The organism is Oceanicola sp. 22II-s10i (assembly GCF_002210105.1).
Taxonomy (GTDB): Bacteria; Pseudomonadota; Alphaproteobacteria; order Rhodobacterales; family Rhodobacteraceae; genus Pseudooceanicola.
This window is the reverse complement of the sequence record NZ_AQQU01000033.1, coordinates 1-2,685: the sequence shown is the minus strand read 5'-3', so window position 1 is coordinate 2,685 and position 2,685 is coordinate 1. Positions and strand designations below refer to the sequence as shown.

Sequence of the window (2,685 nt, the reverse complement as noted above, 5' to 3'; positions counted from 1 at the left end):
GCCCGCGATCGCATCGTAAAGGTAGAACCCCGCGTCGTTGCCCCGCATATCCCAGGAATACGGTGTTCCGATGGTGTCCTCCAACCGGATACCGGCTTCGAAGAGCGTGCCCTTGTTGACGATGTGCAGGCTCTGTCGTGGAATGCTCGTCCCCATGCCGATCGCACCATCGGCGGAGATGTACATGGTATTGGTCGGCGCGCCGCCCCGGATCAGGAACGGCACGGTGCTTGCGCTTTCGTCGCGGACCGCAAGATGCTCGGTGCCGCCACTCGGGATGGAAAGAGTGGGCTCGTTGGCCTCAATCGCCCAATTGGTATCGGGAAAGCTGTCGGTCGAAATGTCGACAAAGTCGATCCGGGTGCGGAAATCGCGGAGTTCGAGCGACGCGCCAGAGGCGTCGGCGGCGAAGTCCGGAGAGGGATTGTCGGCGCACCCGCCACCCACGCACAGCCGGTCGCGGATGGTGGCATCGGAGGAGGCCTCGAGCACCTGTGCACTGAGCGAACCGGTGGCAAGGATCATTGCCGTGGCGGAGATAATCAGGGCCTTGAAATTGGTCATGGAAAACACCTTTGAAAAACCGGAAATTATTTCCCGTTTAGCAAAGGCGGTCTGCGCGGACCTGTCAATCTCGCCCTGCGTCTTTCGATCGATGGAAAGCGCAGCGTCAAACTCTCTTGCCTGGCGCTCAGCGCACCGTCAGCGCAGCTTCAATCGCCACAAGCCGCGCGGTCAGCGCCGCCACCTCGTCAGCCCGCTGCCGGTCGCGCTCCTCAAGCTGCGCGATATAGAGATGCGCCTTCTCCAGCTCGTTCAGCATGCCGCCGGTCATCGCGGTGATGTTGAACGGCCCGTCCTCGGGCGTCGGGCCCACGTTCGGCAGGTGCTTCTTCTCGCGCATCATCGCCGCCTGCTCGGCGATCGTCGGCAGCGGGTAGTCTTCGTCGAACACCCGGTCGCAGCCCGCCGCACAGGACCCGCCGGTGAACAGCTGGCCCTTGATATGCATGTTCCCCGCGGGCGTCAGACGCATCTCGATATCGGACGGACCGCCCGGCTCGGTCGTAACCCGGAACTCGCCAGACTGGTTCTGGAAGTTCCACGCCCGACCGATACCCGGCCCCGCCGCCCGCGAGGTGTCCTCGAGGCTGAAGTAGACGATCCCGTTGTTCTTCCGCGCCATCAGTTCCCGCGCCGCCGTGGTGCCGCTGTGGTTCTCCGCCACCAGCTTGGCCCCGTCGCCGATCGAGTGCAGCGCCCCCTCCAGCGTCATGTTCCCGCCGGGGTCGAGCACCATCTCCACGTCAGCCGCCCCGCCCGGCGCCGTCGTCACCCGGAAGGTCCCCGCCGGGTTCTGGAAGTTCCACGACCGGCCGGTGTCGTCACCGGCGGCGATCGAGCTGTCCTCGAGCGGGAAGAAGGTGATGCCGTTGTTCCTCAGCGTCAGCGGACCCAGCGGCCCCGCCCCCGTATCCTCGATCAGCATCGCGGCCGTATTGTTGCTGCGCTTGAGGTGCAAAGGTGCCGCGGGGCTGCCCGTGCCGATCCCCACCTTGCCGTCACCGACAATCTCGATGGAAGAAGACGGCGCCCCCGGCCGGCCCTGGAACGGCAGCTTGCCCGCGATCGCATCGTAAAGGTAGAACCCCGCGTCGTTGCCCCGCATATCCCAGATATACGAGGTTCCGACAGTGTCCTCCAGACGGACACCGGCTTCGCCGAACGCGCCCTTGTCGACGATATGCAGGTTGGCCTGCGGGAGCGTGGTTCCCAGCCCGATGCTGCCGTTGCCTGCAACCCAGAGAGAGTTGTCCGGCGCCGCGTTCTCGACGGTAAACGGCATGGTATTGTCGTCCTCGTCCTTGATGGTGAACCGGTCAATGCCGCTGCCGCTGTCGTTGATCTTGAGCCGCCAGTCACCGCTCTGGATTCCCGCCGTCGTGCTCGTGTCCTCGAAGATGATATCCGTCGTCGTGTATTTCAGCTTGAGCGGCGGAGATCCGAAGCCGTTGCTTTCGCCGCTCTGACAGCTGCTGCCGACGCACATGATGCCGTTAAAGGACGTGCTGAACCCGTTGAAATAATTGGCGCTCGATCCGTTCTGGGTGATCTCGCCACCGATGACCACATCGCCGGTGAACACGTCCTGGGCCTGGACGGCGACCGGCGGGGCCAGCGCGAGGGACAGGGCAAACAGGGCGGGAAAGCGGGTCTTCATGAAATATCTCCAGAAAATACGCACGACATGCGTGCCATAAAATCAAAGTCTAGCATGGTTGCGGCAGCACCCCAAACCGGGGCCTGCCCCCTTGGATCACCGGCTGGCCATGAGGCTGTCGACCTGCGCCTGAAGCAATGCCAGCGCCTCGGACTGCGCGTCGATCCGGGCCTGCTGCGACCGTTCGCGGGCATCGAGCTGCGCGATATAGAGATGCGCCTTCTCCAGCTCGTTCAGCATGCCCCTGGTCATCGCGGTGATGTTGAACGGCCCCTCCTCGGGCGTCGGTCCCACGTTCGGCAGGTGCCGCTTCTCGCGCATCATCGCCGCCTGCTCGGCGATCGTCGGCAGCGGGTAATCCGCGTCGAACACCCGGTCGCAGCCCGCGGCGCAGGACCCGCCGGTGAAGAGCTGGCCCTTGATATGCATGTTTCCCGCGGGCGTCAGACGCATCTCGATATCGG

At 64.2% G+C, this 2,685-nt stretch carries 3 protein-coding genes; all 3 read right to left on the bottom strand.

What is annotated here, in order from left to right:
• Positions 1–564: hypothetical protein (locus ATO6_RS24690; RefSeq protein WP_141102084.1), on the bottom strand; the 564-nt coding region annotated here is incomplete at its 3' end.
• 127 nt (positions 565–691) lie between these two features.
• A complete protein-coding gene (locus tag ATO6_RS24685) occupies positions 692–2,221 on the bottom strand; it encodes a hypothetical protein (protein WP_088626565.1) in 1,530 nt (509 codons plus the stop codon).
• Between the two features lie 96 nt (positions 2,222–2,317).
• A partial coding sequence (locus ATO6_RS24680; RefSeq protein WP_217899068.1) for a hypothetical protein occupies positions 2,318–2,685 on the bottom strand: 368 nt, incomplete at its 5' end.